Origin of the sequence: Pseudomonas sp. JBR1 (assembly GCF_028198185.1) — a bacterium.
GTDB lineage: Bacteria > Pseudomonadota > Gammaproteobacteria > Pseudomonadales > Pseudomonadaceae > Chryseomonas > Chryseomonas oryzihabitans_E.
This window is the reverse complement of record NZ_CP116340.1, coordinates 3,048,503-3,067,171: the sequence shown is the minus strand read 5'-3', so window position 1 is coordinate 3,067,171 and position 18,669 is coordinate 3,048,503. Positions and strand designations below refer to the sequence as shown.

The window sequence follows — 18,669 nt, the reverse complement described above, 5'->3', positions numbered from 1 at the left end:
CGCAACGTGTAGTTCTGCCGTGTAAGAGCTACAAGCATAAGGAAAGGCCCAGGGCCATGGGGAACGAAATGACGAAAGCCAACGTGTATACCGATATCAGCGTCGCGCAGTTAGTGGAAGAGTCCCTGCGACGTGGCGAAGGAGAGCTGGCCGCCAATGGCTCGCTGGTCGTCAAGACGGGGCATCGCACGGGGCGTTCGCCGGTTGATCGCTTTATTGTCGAGGAAGCCTCCACGCGCGCTGCCATTCACTGGGGGCCGATCAACCGGCCTTTCCCGGAGGAGAAGTTCGCGCCGCTGTGGGAGCGCGTCAGCGCCTACCTGGACGAGCGTGATCAATTCGTCTCCCACGTTCATGTAGGTGCTGATGTCGAGCACTACCTGCCCGTCGTCATGCGTACCGAGACGGCCTGGCACAACCTGTTCGGCCGTTGCCTGTTCATCAATCCGGCCGAATACAATCCCCAGTCCAAGCCGGCCTGGGAGATCATCAACGCGCCCGAGTTCGTTTGCGAGCCCGAGCGTGACGGCACCAACTCCGACGGTACCGTCATCATCAATTTCGCGGCACGCAAGGTGCTGATCGCCGGCATGCGCTATGCAGGCGAGATGAAGAAGGCCATGTTCTCCGTGCAGAACTTCCTGCTCCCGGAGAAGGACGTGCTGCCGATGCACTGCGCGGCCAACGTGGGCGAGGAGGGTGATGTCACCCTGTTCTTCGGCCTGTCCGGTACCGGCAAGACCACCCTGTCCGCCGACCAGAGCCGCTACCTCATCGGTGACGACGAGCATGGCTGGGGCGTAGGCACCGTCTTCAACATGGAAGGTGGCTGCTACGCCAAGTGCATCGACCTGTCCGAAAAGAACGAGCCGGTCATCTGGAAAGCCATCCAGTTCGGCGCCGTGCTGGAAAACGTGGTCCTGGACCCGCAGACCCGTCAGCCCAACTATGCCGATGACAGCCTGACCCAGAACAGTCGTGCAGCCTATCCGCGCGAGCTGATCGACAAGCGTGCCGAGCACAACCTGGGCGGCGAGCCCAATGCGGTCATCTTCCTGACCTGCGACCTCACCGGTGTGCTGCCCCCGGTTTCCATCCTTAATAATGAGCAGGCGGCCTACCACTTCCTGTCCGGCTATACCGCCCTGGTCGGCTCGACCGAGATGGGCTCCGGCCCGGGCATCAAGTCAACTTTCTCCACCTGCTTCGGCGCGCCCTTCTTCCCGCGTCCGGCAGCCGAGTACGCCGATCTGCTGATCAAGCGTATCCAGGGCTTCGGCTCCAAGGTCTATCTGGTCAATACCGGCTGGACCGGTGGCGGCTACGGCGTGGGCAAGCGTTTCAACATCCCCACCACCCGTGCAGTGATCGCCGCCATCCAGAGGGGCGCCCTGATCGGTACCGAAACCCGCCATGTGCCGGTCATCAATCTCGACGTCCCGGTTGCCGTACCTGGCGTGGATACCGTCCTGCTCAACCCGCGCGATACCTGGCAGGAAGGCGAGGCCTATGATGCGGCGGCGCGCGAGCTGGCCGGCAAGTTCGTCGAGAACTTCAAGAAGTTCTCTGGCGTCTCCGAGGCCATCGTGGCGGCCGGCCCCCAGCTGTAATTCGGGGCTATCGTCTGCAGACAGAGGCCGCCGCTAGGGCGGCCTTTGTTTTTTAAGCTTTTTTTGCGGTTTGGGGTTGCGTAGTTCGCTGAGGTTGCATAAACTGCGCCCGCTTTCGCTGATAACGCTAACGAGCGATGCGAAAGCGTTGATTGTTAAGGAGATTTTAAAAAGATCCTTGACAAGAGGAGGGCAGATGAAGAAAATGCCGCCTCACTTTGGAGGGGTTCCCGAGTGGCCAAAGGGATCAGACTGTAAATCTGACGTCGCAGACTTCGAAGGTTCGAATCCTTCCCCCTCCACCAGATTGCTAGAGCGCTTAGGCTCTGCGGGTATAGTTCAGTGGTAGAACCTCAGCCTTCCAAGCTGATGATGCGGGTTCGATTCCCGCTACCCGCTCCAGTTTGACTGGCAAATGTTTCGCTCATGTAGCTCAGTTGGTAGAGCACACCCTTGGTAAGGGTGAGGTCAGCGGTTCAAATCCGCTCATGAGCTCCATCTTAAAAGGCAGATATGAAAATATCTGCCTTTGTTTTAATGGCGGCATTGCTTTGCTCAATTCGTGAAGGGAGAGAGTGTCGATGGCTAAAGAAAAGTTCGAACGTAACAAACCGCACCTGAACGTGGGCACCATCGGTCACGTTGACCATGGCAAGACCACTCTGACCGCAGCGCTGACCAAAGTCTGTGCTGACACCTGGGGCGGTTCCGCTCGTGGTTTCGACCAGATCGACAACGCGCCGGAAGAAAAGGCTCGCGGTATCACCATCAACACTTCCCACGTTGAGTACGATTCGGCGACCCGTCACTACGCGCACGTCGATTGCCCCGGCCACGCCGACTACGTGAAGAACATGATCACCGGTGCTGCCCAGATGGACGGCGCGATCCTGGTTTGCTCGGCTGCTGACGGCCCCATGCCGCAGACCCGCGAGCACATCCTGCTGTCCCGTCAGGTAGGCGTTCCCTACATCGTCGTGTTCCTGAACAAGGCCGACATGGTTGACGACGCCGAGCTGCTGGAACTGGTCGAAATGGAAGTTCGCGATCTGCTGAACACCTACGACTTCCCGGGCGACGACACTCCGATCGTGATCGGCTCCGCGCTGATGGCCCTGAACGGCCAGGATGACAACGAGATGGGCGTTTCTGCCGTGCGCAAGCTGGTCGAGACCCTGGACTCCTACATCCCCGAGCCCGAGCGCGCCATCGACAAGCCGTTCCTGATGCCGATCGAAGACGTGTTCTCGATCTCCGGTCGTGGCACCGTGGTAACCGGTCGTGTCGAGCGTGGCATCGTCAAGGTCCAGGAAGAAGTCGAGATCGTGGGCATCAAGGCCACCGTCAAGACCACCTGCACCGGCGTTGAAATGTTCCGCAAGCTGCTGGACGAAGGTCGTGCCGGTGAGAACGTCGGCGTCCTGCTGCGTGGCACCAAGCGTGAAGACGTCGAGCGTGGCCAGGTTCTGGCCAAGCCGGGCACCATCAAGCCGCACACCAAGTTCGAGTGCGAAGTGTACGTGCTGTCCAAGGAAGAAGGCGGTCGTCACACCCCGTTCTTCAAGGGCTACCGTCCGCAGTTCTACTTCCGTACCACTGACGTGACCGGTAACTGCGAACTGCCGGAAGGCGTCGAGATGGTGATGCCGGGCGACAACATCAAGATGGTTGTCACCCTGATCGCTCCGATCGCGATGGAAGACGGTCTGCGTTTCGCCATCCGTGAAGGCGGTCGTACCGTCGGCGCCGGCGTGGTTGCCAAGATCATCGAGTAATCGATTGATCTTGGGCTGTTAGGCCGGCATAATGGTCGGCCTGATTCAAGTTACAGGCCAGTAGCTCAATTGGCAGAGCGGCGGTCTCCAAAACCGCAGGTTGGGGGTTCGATTCCCTCCTGGCCTGCCAGATTTATATCTGGCACTCCTTACAGGATTCATGCAATGAGCATCAAGGCGGAAGCCAAAGAGTCGCGCTTCGATGCGCTGAAGTGGCTGGTGGTTGTCGTTCTGGTGGTGATCGGTGTTGTTGCCAATCATTACTTCGCTGCTCAGTCCATCCTGTATCGAGTGGTAGGTCTGTTGGTGCTGGCAGCTATCGCTGCCTTTGTTGCCCTGCAGACTGCCAAAGGGCAAGCCTTCTTCGGTTTGCTGAAAGACGCCCGTACCGAGATTCGCAAGGTTGTCTGGCCTACTCGGCAAGAGACCACCCAGACCACGCTGATCGTGGTCGCCGTGGTGCTCGTGATGGCTTTGTTGTTGTGGGGGCTCGACTCCCTGCTCGGTTGGCTAGTTTCCACGATTGTTGGTTGAAAGGGTTCGCCGTGGCTAAGCGTTGGTACGTCGTGCATGCCTACTCGGGTTACGAGAAGCATGTCATGCGTTCGTTGATCGAACGCGTCAAGCTGCACGAAATGGAAGACCAGTTCGGCGACATTCTGGTGCCCACCGAAGAAGTGGTGGAAATGCGCAATGGCCAGAAGCGTAAAAGCGAGCGCAAGTTTTTCCCGGGCTATGTCCTGGTGCAGATGGAGATGAACGAAGGGACTTGGCACTTGGTCAAGGATACCCCTCGCGTCATGGGCTTCATCGGCGGTACCGCCGACAAGCCGGCACCCATCACCGATCGTGAGGCGGATGCAATTCTGCGTCGTGTCTCCGATAGTAGCGACAAGCCCAAGCCGAAAACCTTGTTCGAGGCGGGTGAGACAGTTCGAGTCGTGGACGGTCCGTTCGCCGACTTCAACGGTGTCGTCGAAGAAGTGAATTACGAAAAGAGCCGTATCCACGTGGCGGTACTGATCTTTGGTCGGTCGACCCCGGTGGAGCTCGAGTTCAGCCAGGTCGAAAAGGTCTAGGTTGTCCGCATCCCTCACCCCGTAGCCCAGGCTGCGGGGTTTTGTCGTCACTGGGATATAGCAAGTAATTGGGGAGCCCCACGGGGCGTTGAACCCATCATTGGAGTAGCACATGGCTAAGAAGATTCAGGCTTACATCAAGCTGCAGGTTAAGGCCGCCCAAGCCAACCCGAGCCCGCCAGTCGGCCCGGCGCTGGGTCAGCACGGCGTCAACATCATGGAATTCTGCAAGGCGTTCAACGCCCGCACCCAGGGCATGGAGCCCGGTCTGCCCACTCCGGTGATCATCACCGTGTACAGCGACCGTAGCTTCACCTTCGAAATCAAGAGCACCCCGGCCTCCGTGCTGCTCAAGAAGGCTGCTGGCATCCAGAGCGGTTCCGCTCGTCCCAACAGCCAGAAGGTTGGTACCGTCACCCGCGCCCAGCTGGAAGAGATCGCCAAGACCAAGAATGCCGATCTCACCGCCGCCGATATGGACGCCGCCGTGCGTACCATCGCCGGTTCCGCTCGTAGCATGGGTCTGAATGTGGAGGGCGTGTAATGGCCAAGCTCACTAAGCGTCAAAAGGCTATCGCCGAAAAAATCCAGGCTGGCAAGCAGTACGGCTTCGAAGAAGCTGCAGCCCTGCTGGCCGAGCTGTCCACCATCAAGTTCAAGGAGTCCATCGACGTCTCCGTGAACCTGGGCGTGGATCCGCGTAAATCCGACCAGGTCGTCCGTGGCGCCACCGTGCTGCCCAACGGCACTGGCAAGTCGGTTCGCGTTGCCGTGTTCACCCAGGGTGCCAATGCCGAAGCTGCTCTGGCCGCTGGTGCCGAGAAAGTCGGCATGGACGAACTGGCTGCTGAAATGAAAGCTGGCGACCTGAACTACGACGTCGTCATCGCCTCGCCGGATGCCATGCGCGTCGTTGGCCAGCTGGGTCAGCTGCTCGGCCCGCGCGGTCTGATGCCCAACCCCAAGGTTGGCACCGTGACCCCGGACGTCGCTACCGCCGTCAAGAATGCCAAGGCTGGTCAGGTGCGTTTCCGTACCGACAAGAACGGCATCATCCACGCTTCCGTTGGCAAGATCGATTTCGAGCCCGTGAAGCTGAAGCAGAACGTTGAAGCTCTGCTGGCCGACCTGAAGCGCCTGAAGCCCTCGACCTCCAAGGGCATCTACGTCAAGCGCATTACCCTGAGCTCCACCATGGGCCCGGGTCTGCAGATCGACCAGGCTTCCCTGGAAGCCTAAGCAAATTGCAAGTCGCCGTGCTCTCGGGCACGGCGCCAAGATTGGGGTCCCTGCCTGGCGGGGGCTGTCCAAGACCGTAGGGGACGCAGGTCTTAAACCGGGGAAACCCCAGCCTACGCAGATGGTGCTCCCGATTCGGTTACCGAGTCAGACACCAAAACGCCGCCCAGTCCATCGGGCGAAACGGTAACATCCAGGAGTTAAACCCGTGGCAATCAAACTCGAAGACAAGAAGGCTATCGTCGCTGAAGTCAACGAGGCTGCCCAAGGTGCCCTGTCCGCTGTCGTGGCCGATGCCCGTGGCGTGACTGTGGGTGCCATGACCGGACTCCGTAAAGAGGCCCGCGCCGCTGGTGTCTATGTACGTGTCGTACGTAACACCCTGCTGCGTCGTGCCGTTGAAGGTACGTCTTTCGACGTCCTCAACGACACCTTCAAGGGCCCGACCCTGATCGCGTTTTCCCAGGAGCATCCGGGCGCTGCCGCCCGTATCTTCAAGGATTTCGCCAAGGGTCAGGACAAGTTCGAGATCAAGGCCGCCGCGTTCGAAGGCAAGCTCATCCCGGCTAACCAGATCGACGTATTGGCAACGCTGCCGACCTACGACGAAGCTGTGTCCCAGCTGATGAGCGTTATCCAGGGCGCTACCAGCAAGCTGGCTCGTACCCTCGCCGCCATTCGCGACCAAAAGGAAGCTGCCGCCGCCTAATCGTGCGTGCTGCGTTTCCTGCAAGTCTTTCTTATTATTTGCGGCCTGAAGCCGCACCCTGTTATAGGAATCTAGAGTCATGGCTCTGACCAACGAAGACATCATCAACGCCGTATCCGAAATGTCCGTCATGCAAGTGGTGGAACTGATCAAGGCGATGGAAGAGAAGTTCGGCGTGACCGCCGCTGCCGCCGTTGCCGCTGGCCCGGCTGCTGCCGCTGCCGTCGTCGAAGAGCAGACCGAATTCACCATCATGTTGACCGAAGCCGGCGACAAGAAAGTGAACGTCATCAAGGTCGTTCGTGAACTGACCGGTCTGGGCCTGAAAGAAGCCAAGGCTGTCGTTGACGGCGCCCCGGGCGTGGTCAAGGAAGGCGTTTCCAAAGAGGAAGCCGAGGCTGCCAAGAAGTCTCTGGAAGAAGCAGGCGCCAAGGTCGAGCTCAAGTAAGTTCGGTTCTTGCGTCTACAGCCGCAACGTCTCACGTTCGGCTGATGGCTGGTGGCGAACGCCACCGGCCTTTTGCCGTTTTGTGCAGGGCGAGCATATCCGCCTGGCAAAACGTGCTGTATCCACCTCGCTCTCGGGGTGCGGCAAACCAAGGGTTTGCACGATTTTCCGGCTGCTCCCGTCGGAGAGGCCAAACAAGCTGGTGACCAAGCTGGGGAACGCTGATGGCTTACTCATACACTGAGAAAAAACGTATCCGCAAGGACTTTAGCAAGTTGCCGCACGTCATGGACGTGCCTTATTTGCTGGCTATCCAACTGGATTCGTACCGCGAATTCCTGCAGGCGGGCGCAGGCAAAGACCAGTTCCGCGATATCGGCCTGCATGCGGCCTTCAAGTCCGTTTTCCCGATTATCAGCTATTCCGGCAATGCGGCCCTGGAATACGTCGGCTATCGCCTGGGCGAGCCGGCTTTCGATGTGAAGGAATGCGTCCTGCGCGGCGTGACCTTCGCCGTCCCGCTGCGGGTCAAGGTTCGCCTGATCATTTTCGACCGTGAGTCGTCGAACAAGGCGATCAAGGACATCAAGGAGCAGGAAGTCTACATGGGGGAAATCCCCCTGATGACTGAGAACGGTACCTTCATCATCAACGGTACCGAGCGTGTCATCGTGTCCCAGCTGCACCGCAGCCCGGGCGTGTTTTTCGATCACGACCGCGGCAAGACGCACAGCTCGGGCAAGCTGCTGTACTCGGCACGCATCATCCCCTACCGCGGCTCCTGGCTGGACTTCGAGTTCGATCCCAAGGACGCTGTGTTCGTCCGTATCGACCGTCGCCGCAAGCTGCCGGCCTCGGTCCTGCTGCGCGCGCTCGGCTACAGCACCGAAGAGGTGCTGGATGCGTTCTATGACACCAACACCTTCCATATCAAAGGTGAAATGCTGACGTTCGAGCTGGTACCCCAGCGCCTGCGCGGCGACATTGCCAGCTTCGACATCAAGGATGGCAGCGGCAAGGTGATCGTGGAGCAGGGCCGCCGTGTGACCGCTCGCCACATCAATCAGCTGGAAAAGTCCGGTCTGAGCGAGCTGGAAGTACCCTTCGATTACGTCATTGGCCGTACCACCGCCAAGGCCGTCGTGCATCCGTCCACTGGCGAGATCATCGCCGAGTGCAACACCGAACTGACCCTGGACATTCTGGCCAAGATGGCCAAGGCCAATGTCGTGCGGTTCGAGACGCTGTACACCAACGACATCGACTGTGGTCCCTTCATCTCCGATACCCTGAAGATCGACTCCACCGGCAACCAGCTGGAAGCCCTGGTCGAGATCTACCGGATGATGCGTCCTGGCGAGCCGCCGACCAAGGAAGCTGCCGAGACCCTGTTCAACAACCTGTTCTTCAGCGCCGAGCGTTACGACCTGTCCGCCGTCGGCCGCATGAAGTTCAACCGTCGTATCGGTCGCGACGCCATCGAAGGCTCGGGTGTCCTCAGTCGCGAAGACATTGTCGACGTGCTCAAGACCCTGGTCGACATCCGTAACGGCAAGGGCATCGTCGACGACATCGACCACCTGGGTAACCGCCGTGTCCGTTGCGTCGGTGAAATGGCCGAGAACCAGTTCCGCGTAGGCCTGGTGCGGGTGGAGCGTGCCGTCAAGGAACGCCTGTCCATGGCCGAAAGCGAAGGCTTGATGCCGCAGGATCTGATCAACGCCAAGCCGGTGGCTGCCGCGATCAAGGAATTCTTCGGCTCCAGCCAGCTGTCCCAGTTCATGGACCAGAACAACCCGCTGTCGGAGATCACCCACAAGCGTCGTGTCTCAGCACTCGGCCCGGGCGGTCTTACCCGTGAGCGCGCCGGTTTCGAAGTTCGTGACGTACACCCGACGCACTACGGCCGGGTCTGCCCGATCGAAACGCCGGAAGGTCCGAACATCGGCCTGATCAACTCCCTGGCTGCCTATGCCCGCACCAACCAGTACGGCTTCCTCGAAAGCCCGTACCGCATGGTCAAGGACGGCGTGGCCACCGACGAGATCGTTTTCCTGTCGGCCATCGAAGAAGCCAACCACGTGATCGCCCAGGCCTCTGCAGGGCTGGACGAGAACAACCGGCTGATCGACGAGCTGGTGGCCGTGCGTCACCTGAACGAATTCACCGTGAAGGCGCCCGAAGACGTCACCCTGATGGACGTTTCGCCCAAGCAGGTCGTTTCCGTCGCTGCCTCGCTGATTCCGTTCCTCGAGCACGACGACGCCAACCGCGCGCTGATGGGTTCCAACATGCAGCGTCAGGCCGTGCCGACCCTGCGTTCGGACAAGCCGCTGGTAGGTACCGGCATGGAGCGCAACGTCGCCCGTGACTCCGGCGTCTGCGTCGTGGCTCGCCGTGGCGGTGTGATCGACTCCGTCGATGCCAGCCGTATCGTGGTGCGTGTCAACGATGACGAAGTCGAGACCGGTGAAGCCGGCGTCGACATCTACAACCTGACCAAGTACACCCGTTCCAACCAGAACACCTGCATCAACCAGCGTCCGCTGGTGAGCAAGGGTGATCAGGTGGCCAAGTTCGACATCCTGGCCGATGGCCCCTCGACCGACATGGGCGAGCTGGCACTGGGTCAGAACATGCGCGTGGCCTTCATGCCCTGGAACGGCTTCAACTTCGAAGACTCCATCTGTCTGTCGGAGCGCGTGGTTCAGGAAGACCGCTTTACCACCATCCACATCCAGGAACTGACCTGTGTGGCCCGTGACACCAAGCTCGGCCCGGAGGAGATCACCTCCGACATCCCGAACGTGGGTGAGGCTGCGCTGAACAAGCTGGACGAGGCGGGTATCGTCTATGTCGGTGCTGAGGTCGGTGCCGGTGACATCCTGGTCGGCAAGGTCACGCCCAAGGGCGAAACCCAGCTGACCCCGGAAGAGAAGCTGCTGCGCGCCATCTTCGGTGAGAAGGCCAGCGACGTTAAGGACACCTCCCTGCGAGTGCCCACCGGCACCAAGGGTACCGTCATCGACGTCCAGGTCTTCACCCGTGACGGCGTCGAGCGTGACTCCCGCGCCCTGGCCATCGAGAAGTCCCAGCTCGACGAGATCCGTAAGGATCTGAACGAAGAGTTCCGCATCGTCGAAGGCGCGACCTTCGAGCGTCTGCGTCAGGCCTTGGTGGGTCAAGTCGCCGAGGGCGGTCCGGCAGTCAAGAAGGGTGCCGTCATCACCGACGAGTACCTGAATGGCCTCGAGCGCGGTCAGTGGTTCAAGCTGCGCATGGCGGAAGATGCTCACAACGAGCAGCTGGAAAAGGCCCAGGCCTACCTGTCCGACCGTCGCCAGTTGCTGGACGACAAGTTCGAAGACAAGAAGCGCAAGCTGCAGCAGGGCGATGACCTGGCACCGGGCGTACTGAAGATCGTCAAGGTCTACCTCGCCATCAAGCGCCGCATCCAGCCGGGCGACAAGATGGCCGGTCGTCACGGTAACAAGGGTGTGGTCTCGGTGATCATGCCGGTCGAAGACATGCCCTACGACGCCAACGGCACACCGGTGGACATCGTGCTCAACCCGCTGGGCGTACCCTCGCGGATGAACGTCGGTCAGATCCTTGAAACCCACCTGGGCCTCGCGGCCAAGGGCCTGGGCGAGAAGATCAACCTGATGCTCGAAGAGCAGCGCAAGGTTGCCGAACTGCGTGGCTTCCTGCACGAGATCTATAACGAGATCGGTGGCCGCCAGGAGAAGCTGGACGACCTGAGCGACCAGGAAATCCTCGACTTGGCTAAGAACCTGCGTGGCGGTGTTCCCATGGCCACGCCGGTATTCGACGGTGCCAAGGAGCGCGAGATCAAGGCTATGCTGAAGCTGGCCGATCTGCCCGAGAGCGGTCAGATGCGCCTGTACGATGGCCGCACTGGCAACGCCTTCGAGCGCACCACCACCGTTGGCTACATGTACATGCTCAAGCTGAACCACCTGGTGGACGACAAGATGCACGCCCGTTCCACTGGTTCCTACAGCCTGGTTACCCAGCAGCCGCTGGGTGGTAAGGCGCAGTTCGGTGGTCAGCGTTTCGGGGAGATGGAGGTCTGGGCACTGGAGGCCTATGGCGCGGCTTACACCCTGCAGGAAATGCTCACGGTGAAGTCGGACGATGTGAACGGCCGGACCAAGATGTACAAGAACATCGTGGACGGGGATCACCGCATGGAGGCCGGCATGCCCGAGTCCTTCAACGTGTTGATCAAGGAAATCCGCTCGCTCGGCATCGATATCGAACTGGAAACCGAATAACACGAGACCCTAGAGGATGCGGCCGCGCGGCGGCCGCATCCGGTCCGTGAGGAGGAAAGGCCTTGAAAGACTTGCTCAATCTGTTGAAAAACCAGGGTCAACTCGAGGAGTTCGATGCCATCCGTATCGGTCTGGCCTCGCCCGAGATGATTCGCTCCTGGTCGTTCGGTGAAGTTAAGAAGCCGGAGACCATCAACTACCGTACCTTCAAGCCGGAGCGCGACGGTCTGTTCTGCGCCAAGATCTTTGGCCCGGTCAAGGACTACGAGTGCCTGTGCGGAAAGTACAAGCGTCTCAAGCATCGCGGCGTGATCTGCGAGAAGTGCGGCGTGGAAGTCGCCCTGGCCAAGGTGCGCCGCGAGCGCATGGGCCACATCGAGTTGGCTTCGCCCGTTGCCCACATCTGGTTCCTGAAGTCGCTGCCGTCCCGTATCGGCCTGCTGCTGGACATGACCCTGCGTGACATCGAGCGCGTGCTCTATTTCGAGAGCTACGTGGTGATCGATCCGGGCATGACCACCCTCGAGAAGTATCAGCTGCTCAACGACGAGCAGTACTTCGAGGCCCTGGAAGAATTCGGTGACGACTTCGACGCCCGCATGGGTGCGGAAGCCGTATTCCAGCTGCTCGGCGCCATTGATCTGGAGCACGAGATCGGCCGCCTGCGCGAAGAGATTCCGCAGACCAATTCCGAGACCAAGATCAAGAAGCTGTCCAAGCGCCTCAAGCTGATGGAAGCCTTCCAGGGCTCCGGCAACAAGCCGGAGTGGATGGTCATGACCGTGCTGCCCGTGCTGCCGCCGGATCTGCGTCCGCTGGTGCCGCTGGATGGCGGCCGCTTCGCGACCTCCGACCTGAACGACCTCTATCGTCGCGTCATCAACCGGAACAACCGCCTCAAGCGGCTGCTCGACCTCGCCGCGCCCGACATCATCGTGCGCAACGAGAAGCGCATGCTGCAGGAAGCCGTCGACGCCCTGCTGGATAACGGCCGTCGCGGTCGCGCCATCACTGGTTCCAACAAGCGCCCGCTGAAGTCCCTGGCCGACATGATCAAGGGCAAGCAGGGTCGTTTCCGTCAGAACCTGCTGGGCAAGCGCGTCGACTACTCCGGTCGTTCCGTGATCACCGTGGGCCCGACTCTGCGTCTGCACCAGTGCGGCCTGCCCAAGAAGATGGCTCTGGAGCTGTTCAAGCCCTTCATCTTCGGCAAGCTGGAAGCCCGTGGCATGGCGACCACCATCAAGGCCGCCAAGAAGATGGTCGAGCGCGAACTGCCCGAGGTCTGGGACGTTCTCGCCGAAGTCATTCGCGAACACCCCGTGCTGCTCAACCGCGCCCCGACCCTGCACCGTCTGGGTATCCAGGCGTTCGAGCCGGTCCTCATCGAAGGCAAGGCCATCCAGCTGCATCCGCTGGTCTGCGCCGCGTACAACGCCGACTTCGACGGTGACCAGATGGCAGTGCACGTGCCGCTGACGCTGGAAGCCCAGCTGGAAGCGCGCGCCCTGATGATGTCGACCAACAACATCCTGTCGCCCGCCAACGGCGAGCCGATCATCGTGCCGTCGCAGGACGTGGTTCTGGGTCTGTACTACATGACCCGCGAAGCCATCAACGCCAAGGGCGAGGGCCGCGTGTTCGCCGACCTGCAGGAAGTCGATCGCGTCTTCCGTGCCGGCGAAGCCGCACTGCACGCCAAGGTCAAGGTGCGCATCAACGAGACCATCCGTCACAAGGACGGCAGCCTGACCAAGAACACCCGCATCGTCGACACCACCGTCGGCCGTGCGCTGCTGTTCCAGGTCGTGCCCGCCGGTCTGCCGTACGACGTGGTCAACCAGTCGATGAAGAAGAAGGCCATCTCCAAGCTGATCAACCACTGCTACCGCGTGGTGGGTCTGAAGGACACCGTCATCTTCGCCGACCAGCTGATGTACACCGGTTTCGCCTATTCGACCCTGTCTGGCGTCTCCATCGGCGTTAATGACTTCGTCATTCCGGACGAGAAGGCTCGCATCATCGATGCCGCCACCGCCGAAGTGAAGGAGATCGAGAGCCAGTACGCCTCCGGCCTGGTGACCCAGGGCGAGAAGTACAACAAGGTGATCGACCTCTGGTCGAAGGCCAACGACGAAGTGTCCAAGGCGATGATGACCAACCTCTCGAAAGAGAAGGTCATCGACCGTGAGGGCAAGGAAGTCGACCAGGAGTCCTTCAACTCCATGTACATGATGGCCGATTCCGGCGCCCGGGGTTCCGCGGCCCAGATTCGTCAGCTCGCCGGCATGCGTGGCCTGATGGCCAAGCCGGACGGCTCCATCATCGAAACGCCCATCACCGCCAACTTCCGTGAAGGCCTGAACGTACTCCAGTACTTCATCTCCACCCACGGCGCCCGTAAGGGTCTGGCGGATACCGCACTGAAGACCGCGAACTCCGGTTACCTGACCCGTCGTCTCGTCGACGTGGCCCAGGATCTGGTAGTGACCGAGGTCGATTGCGGTACCGAGCGTGGCCTGATCATGACTCCGCACATCGAAGGCGGTGACGTGGTCGAGCCCCTGGGTGAGCGCGTTCTGGGTCGAGTCATCGCCCGTGACGTGCCCAAGCCGGGTACCGAAGAGATCATCGTGCCTGCAGGCACCCTGGTCGACGAGCGCTGGGTCGAGTTCCTCGAGCTCAACAGCGTCGACGAAGTCGTGGTGCGTTCGCCGATCACCTGCGAAACCCGTCATGGCATCTGCGCCAAGTGCTACGGTCGCGATCTGGCTCGCGGTCACCAGGTCAACATCGGTGAAGCGGTCGGCGTCATCGCCGCCCAGTCCATCGGTGAGCCGGGTACCCAGCTGACCATGCGTACCTTCCACATCGGTGGTGCGGCCAGCCGGACCTCCGCGGCCGACAGCGTCCAGGTCAAGAACGGCGGTGCCATCCGCCTGCACAACCTGAAGCACGTCGAACGTGCCGATGGCGCCCTGGTTGCCGTATCCCGTTCCGGCGAGCTGGCTATTGCCGATGAATTCGGTCGTGAGCGCGAGCGCTACAAGCTGCCCTACGGTGCCGTGATTTCGGTCAAGGAAGGCGACAAGGTCGACGCTGGCGCTATCGTCGCCAAGTGGGACCCGCACACCCACCCCATCGTCACCGAGATGGACGGTACCGTGGCCTTCGTCGGTATGGAGGAGGGCATCACCATCAAGCGCCAGACCGACGAACTGACCGGTCTGACCAACATCGAGGTGCTCGACGCCAAGGATCGCCCGACTTCCGGCAAGGACATCCGTCCGGCGGTCAAGCTGATCGACGCCAATGGCAAGGACCTGCTGCTGCCGGGTACCGACGTACCGGCCCAGTACTTCCTGCCGCCGAACGCGCTGGTCAACCTGAGCGACGGTGCCAAGGTGCATGTGGGTGACGTCATCGCACGTATCCCCCAGGAAACCTCCAAGACCCGCGACATCACCGGTGGTCTGCCCCGCGTGGCCGACCTCTTCGAGGCGCGTCGTCCCAAGGAGCCGGCAATCCTGGCTGAGATCAGCGGTACCATCTCCTTCGGCAAGGAAACCAAGGGCAAGCGTCGCCTGGTCATTACTCCGACCGACGGCACCGATCCCTATGAGGAGCTGATTCCGAAGTGGCGCCACCTGAACGTCTTCGAAGGCGAACAGGTAAGCCGCGGCGAAGTCATCTCCGATGGTCCGAGCAACCCGCACGACATCCTGCGCCTGCTGGGTGTCAGCGCGCTGGCCAAGTACATCGTCAACGAGATCCAGGACGTGTACCGCCTGCAGGGCGTGAAGATCAACGACAAGCACATCGAGACCATCCTGCGGCAGATGCTGCGCAAGGTCGAGGTGAGCGATACCGGTGATTCGAGCTTCATCAAGGGCGACCAGGTCGAACTGACCCACGTCCTGGAAGAGAACGAGCAGCTGGTCGGCAACGATCGTTTCGTCGCCAAGTACGAGCGTGTTCTGCTGGGTATCACCAAGGCCTCGCTGTCCACCGAGTCCTTCATCTCGGCTGCTTCGTTCCAGGAGACCACCCGTGTCCTGACCGAGGCTGCCGTGACTGGCAAGCGCGACTTCCTGCGCGGCCTGAAGGAAAACGTGGTGGTGGGTCGTCTGATCCCGGCCGGTACCGGTCTGGCCTACCACAGCGAGCGCAAGCGTCAGCGCGAACTCGGCAAGCCGCAGCGCGTGAGCGCCAGCGAGGCCGAGGCCGCTCTGACCGAAGCGCTGAACTCTAGCGCCAGCTGAGTTCGGTAGCAGGTCTCGCTTGACAAAGCCCCCGGCGCCCTAGGCGTCCGGGGGCTTTGTCTTGACTGGAGCGCCTAAGCTCTTTAGACTTTCGTTCCCCGAAAATGGGCAGGACTAACGTTCTGTCATTTCGTTTATGTCGCAAGACAATCAGTGGAGCTATAGATGGCAACTATCAACCAGCTGGTGCGTAGTGCACGCAAGCGTCTCGTCGAGAAATCCGACGTGCCTGCGCTGCAAAACTGCCCGCAACGTCGTGGCGTGTGCACTCGCGTGTACACCACCACTCCCAAGAAGCCCAACTCCGCACTGCGGAAGGTCTGCCGTGTGCGTCTGACCAACGGCTTCGAAGTCACCTCCTACATCGGTGGTGAAGGTCACAATCTGCAGGAACACAGCGTCGTGCTGATCCGCGGTGGCCGGGTCAAGGATCTGCCGGGTGTGCGTTATCACACCGTGCGCGGCTCGCTGGACACCACCGGTGTGAAGGACCGCAAGCAGGGCCGTTCCAAGTACGGCACCAAGCGTCCGAAGTAATCACCTTTCTTTTTGTTCGAGTCGATAAGAGTAAGGTCGGGCAGCGTGTCCCGAGCTAACCTGAAGACCGTTTTGAGGGCTTATCAATGCCAAGACGTCGTGTAGCGGCCAAGCGCGAAATACTTGACGATCCGAAATACGGAAGCCAGATCCTGGCCAAGTTCATGAACCACGTGATGGAGAGCGGCAAGAAAGCCGTTGCCGAGCGTATCGTTTATGGTGCTTTGGACAAGGTCAAAGAGCGTTCCAAGAATGCCGAACCCCTGGAAGTTTTCGAAAAAGCGCTCGACGCCATCGCTCCGCTGGTCGAAGTGAAGTCCCGCCGTGTCGGCGGTGCTACCTACCAGGTGCCGGTTGAGGTTCGTCCTTCCCGTCGTAATGCCCTGGCCATGCGCTGGCTGGTGGACTCCGCGCGCAAGCGCGGCGAAAAGTCCATGGCTCTGCGCCTGGCGGGTGAACTCATGGACGCTTTTGAAGGCAAGGGTGCCGCAGTCAAGAAGCGCGAAGACGTGCATCGCATGGCAGAAGCCAACAAGGCCTTCTCGCACTACCGCTTCTAAGCCTAGCGCTTCCAATCAAGCGAGGACCTTATGGCTCGTACAACCGCTATTAACCGCTACCGGAACATCGGTATCTGCGCCCACGTGGACGCAGGTAAGACGACTACTACCGAGCGGATTCTGTTCTACACCGGCGTGAACCACAAAATGGGTGAGGTTCATGACGGCGCTGCGACCATGGACTGGATGGTGCAGGAGCAGGAGCGTGGTATCACCATCACCTCCGCTGCCACCACCGCGTTCTGGTCCGGTTCGACCAAGCAGTACGACAAGTACCGCGTGAACATCATCGATACCCCCGGCCACGTGGACTTCACCATTGAGGTGGAGCGTTCCCTGCGCGTGCTGGATGGTGCGGTAGTGGTGTTCTGCGGCACCTCCGGTGTCGAGCCTCAGTCCGAAACCGTATGGCGTCAGGCCAACAAGTACGGCGTACCGCGTATCGTCTACGTCAACAAGATGGACCGTGCCGGTGCCAATTTCCTGCGCGTTGTCGAGCAGATCAAGAAGCGCCTGGGCCACACTCCGGTCCCGGTTCAGCTGGCCATCGGCTCGGAAGACAACTTCCAGGGTCAGATCGACTTGCTGAAGATGAAGGCCATCTTCTGGAACGACGACGATCAGGGCATGACCTACCGCGAAGAAGACATTCCTGCGGACATGCTGGCTGACGCCGAGCAGTGGCGCTCCAACATGGTCGAGGCTGCGGCCGAAGCCAACGAAGAGCTGATGAACAAGTACCTGGAAGGCGGCGAGCTGTCGATCGACGAGATCAAGGCCGGCCTGCGTCAGCGTACCATCGCCTGCGAAATCGTCCCGGCCGTCTGCGGTTCGTCCTTCAAGAACAAGGGTGTGCCCCTGGTTCTGGACGCTGTGATCGACTTCCTGCCGGCGCCCATCGAGATTCCCGCGATCAAGGGTACCAACCCGGACAACGAGGAAATCGCCGACGAGCGTCATGCAGACGACAATGAGCCCTTCTCAGCTCTGGCGTTCAAGATCGCGACCGACCCCTTCGTCGGTACCCTGACCTTCGCTCGCGTTTACTCGGGCGTCCTGAGCTCCGGTGACTCCGTCATCAACTCGGTGAAAGGCAAGAAAGAACGCGTCGGCCGTATGGTGCAGATGCACGCCAACACCCGTGAAGAGATCAAGGAAGTTCGTGCTGGCGACATCGCCGCCCTGATCGGCATGAAGGACGTCACCACCGGTGACACCCTGTGCTCGATCGAGAAGCCGATCATCCTCGAGCGCATGGACTTCCCGGAGCCGGTGATTTCGGTCGCCGTCGAGCCGAAGACCAAGGCCGACCAGGAAAAGATGGGTATCGCTCTGGGCAAGCTGGCTCAGGAAGATCCCTCGTTCCGCGTCAAGACCGACGAAGAGTCCGGTCAGACCATCATCTCCGGCATGGGCGAGCTGCACCTGGACATCCTGGTGGACCGCATGAAGCGCGAATTCGGCGTGGAAGCGAACATCGGTAAGCCTCAGGTCGCCTACCGCGAAACCATCCGCAACACCTGCGAGATCGAAGGCAAGTTCGTCCGCCAGTCGGGTGGTCGTGGTCAGTTCGGTCATTGCTGGATCCGCTTCGCACCGGCTGACGAAGGTCAGGAAGGTCTGGAGTTCGTGAGCGAAGTCGTGGGCGGTGTGATTCCGAAGGAATACATCCCGGCGATCCAGAAGGGCATCGAAGAGCAGATGAAGAACGGTATCGTTGCCGGCTATCCGCTGCTCGGTCTGAAGGCCGCTGTGTTCGATGGTTCCTACCATGACGTCGACTCCAACGAGATGGCGTTCAAGATCGCTGCCTCCATGGCGACCAAGCAGCTCACCCAGAAGGGTGGTGCCGTGCTGCTCGAGCCGATCATGAAGGTCGAGGTCGTGACCCCGGAAGACTACATGGGCGACGTCATGGGCGACCTGAACCGTCGTCGTGGCCTGATCCAGGGTATGGAAGACACCGTGACCGGCAAGGTCATCCGTGCCGAGGTTCCGCTGGGCGAGATGTTTGGCTACGCTACGGATGTCCGCTCCATGTCTCAGGGTCGCGCAAGCTACTCCATGGAGTTCTCCAAGTACTCCGAAGCTCCGTCGAACATCGCCGAAGCCATCATCAAGAAACAAGCTTAATCAGCGCTTTGACTAGAGG

The 18,669-nt window shown here is 60.5% G+C and carries 13 protein-coding genes and 4 tRNA genes; all 17 read left to right on the top strand.

What is annotated here, in order from left to right; genetic code table 11:
* Positions 1 to 68: 68 nt before the first annotated feature.
* Positions 69 to 1,610 (top strand): phosphoenolpyruvate carboxykinase, encoded by a 1,542-nt coding sequence (locus PJ259_RS14245; RefSeq protein WP_271653259.1) that lies wholly within the window; start codon positions 69 to 71, stop codon positions 1,608 to 1,610.
* 220 nt (positions 1,611 to 1,830) lie between these two features.
* Positions 1,831 to 1,915: transfer RNA gene (locus PJ259_RS14240), tRNA-Tyr, on the top strand.
* A 23-nt stretch (positions 1,916 to 1,938) separates the two neighbouring features.
* A tRNA-Gly gene (locus tag PJ259_RS14235) sits at positions 1,939 to 2,012 on the top strand.
* Between the two features lie 20 nt (positions 2,013 to 2,032).
* Positions 2,033 to 2,108 (top strand) — tRNA-Thr (locus tag PJ259_RS14230).
* 83 nt (positions 2,109 to 2,191) lie between these two features.
* The gene (gene tuf / locus PJ259_RS14225; protein WP_059316463.1) at positions 2,192 to 3,385 is read left to right on the top strand and encodes an elongation factor Tu; all 1,194 of its coding nucleotides are present in this window, start codon (positions 2,192 to 2,194) and stop codon (positions 3,383 to 3,385) included.
* 54 nt (positions 3,386 to 3,439) lie between these two features.
* Positions 3,440 to 3,515, top strand: a tRNA-Trp gene (locus tag PJ259_RS14220).
* 35 nt (positions 3,516 to 3,550) lie between these two features.
* Positions 3,551 to 3,919 carry a preprotein translocase subunit SecE gene (gene secE / locus PJ259_RS14215; RefSeq protein ID WP_059316468.1) on the top strand — a complete coding sequence of 123 codons (369 nt, stop codon included), beginning with the start codon at positions 3,551 to 3,553 and terminating at the stop codon, positions 3,917 to 3,919.
* 11 nt (positions 3,920 to 3,930) lie between these two features.
* Positions 3,931 to 4,464, top strand: a complete 534-nt coding sequence (gene nusG, locus PJ259_RS14210; RefSeq protein ID WP_007163096.1) for a transcription termination/antitermination protein NusG — start codon at positions 3,931 to 3,933, stop codon at positions 4,462 to 4,464.
* A gap of 112 nt (positions 4,465 to 4,576) precedes the next feature.
* On the top strand, positions 4,577 to 5,008 hold the full coding sequence (gene rplK, locus PJ259_RS14205; protein ID WP_007163095.1) for a 50S ribosomal protein L11: 432 nt from the start codon (positions 4,577 to 4,579) through the stop codon (positions 5,006 to 5,008).
* Positions 5,008 to 5,703, top strand: a complete 696-nt coding sequence (gene rplA / locus PJ259_RS14200) for a 50S ribosomal protein L1 (protein WP_007163094.1) — start codon at positions 5,008 to 5,010, stop codon at positions 5,701 to 5,703. The genes rplK and rplA overlap by 1 nt, the downstream gene beginning before the upstream one ends.
* 208 nt (positions 5,704 to 5,911) lie before the next feature.
* Positions 5,912 to 6,412 (top strand): 50S ribosomal protein L10, encoded by a 501-nt coding sequence (gene rplJ / locus PJ259_RS14195; protein ID WP_017641868.1) that lies wholly within the window; start codon positions 5,912 to 5,914, stop codon positions 6,410 to 6,412.
* A gap of 79 nt (positions 6,413 to 6,491) precedes the next feature.
* Entirely contained in the window at positions 6,492 to 6,860 is a 369-nt protein-coding gene (rplL, locus tag PJ259_RS14190; protein WP_017641869.1) for a 50S ribosomal protein L7/L12, read from the top strand.
* Between the two features lie 224 nt (positions 6,861 to 7,084).
* Positions 7,085 to 11,158, top strand: a complete 4,074-nt coding sequence (gene rpoB / locus PJ259_RS14185) for a DNA-directed RNA polymerase subunit beta (protein ID WP_059316465.1) — start codon at positions 7,085 to 7,087, stop codon at positions 11,156 to 11,158.
* Between the two features lie 62 nt (positions 11,159 to 11,220).
* Complete coding sequence (rpoC, locus tag PJ259_RS14180) at positions 11,221 to 15,420, top strand: DNA-directed RNA polymerase subunit beta' (protein ID WP_007163090.1); 4,200 nt, start codon at positions 11,221 to 11,223, stop codon at positions 15,418 to 15,420.
* 165 nt (positions 15,421 to 15,585) lie between these two features.
* Positions 15,586 to 15,957 carry a 30S ribosomal protein S12 gene (gene rpsL / locus PJ259_RS14175; RefSeq protein WP_058765563.1) on the top strand — a complete coding sequence of 124 codons (372 nt, stop codon included), beginning with the start codon at positions 15,586 to 15,588 and terminating at the stop codon, positions 15,955 to 15,957.
* 86 nt (positions 15,958 to 16,043) lie between these two features.
* Positions 16,044 to 16,517, top strand: a complete 474-nt coding sequence (gene rpsG / locus PJ259_RS14170) for a 30S ribosomal protein S7 (protein WP_007163088.1) — start codon at positions 16,044 to 16,046, stop codon at positions 16,515 to 16,517.
* A 30-nt stretch (positions 16,518 to 16,547) separates the two neighbouring features.
* Complete coding sequence (gene fusA, locus PJ259_RS14165; protein WP_059316464.1) at positions 16,548 to 18,650, top strand: elongation factor G; 2,103 nt, start codon at positions 16,548 to 16,550, stop codon at positions 18,648 to 18,650.
* Positions 18,651 to 18,669: the final 19 nt, after the last annotated feature.